Source organism: Paenibacillus sp. O199, assembly GCF_001636635.1.
Taxonomy (GTDB): Bacteria; Bacillota; Bacilli; order Paenibacillales; family Paenibacillaceae; genus Paenibacillus; species Paenibacillus marchantiae.
Window position 1 is genome coordinate 40043 of sequence record NZ_LGRP01000009.1, and the last position, 651, is coordinate 40693.

The 651-nt window shown below is 47.6% G+C and carries 1 protein-coding gene; it reads left to right on the top strand.

The window, feature by feature from the left end; genetic code table 11:
• Positions 1 to 651: NADP(+)-dependent, decarboxylating phosphogluconate dehydrogenase (locus tag A6049_RS34105; protein WP_481852953.1), on the top strand; the 651-nt coding region annotated here is incomplete at both ends.

Consider the following 651-nt stretch of genomic DNA (forward strand, 5'->3'; position numbering starts at 1 on the left):
TAACGGTATCGAATACGGAGATATGCAGTTGATTGGTGAAGCTTACCACCTGCTCAAATCCGTGTTGAATGTGTCCGTTGAGGAGCTTCACGCCATCTTTACAGAATGGAATCAGGGAGAGCTGGATAGTTACCTGATCGAAATCACAGCAGATATCTTCTCCAAATACGATCCGGAAACGGGCAAACCAATGGTTGATGTCATTCTGGATGCAGCTGGACAAAAAGGAACAGGAAAATGGACAAGCCAAAGCGCGCTGGATCTCGGCGTACCATTGTCCATGATTACAGAATCCGTATTCTCCCGCTTCCTGTCCGCGATGAAAGACGAGCGTGTGGCAGCGAGCAAAATCCTGAACGGACCTGCGGTTGAAGCATTCTCCGGTGACAAAAAAGCGTTCATTGAGAATGTTCGCAAAGCGCTGTTTGCAAGTAAAATCGTATCCTACGCACAAGGTTTTGCCCAAATGCGCGCAGCTTCCGACGAGTACGGCTGGGATCTGAAATACGGCAACATCGCCATGATCTTCCGTGGTGGTTGCATCATCCGTTCGCAGTTCCTGCAAAACATTAAAGAAGCGTATGACAAAGATGCAGCACTGAAAAACCTGCTTCTGGATCCATACTTCCAAAACATTGTTGAATCCTACCA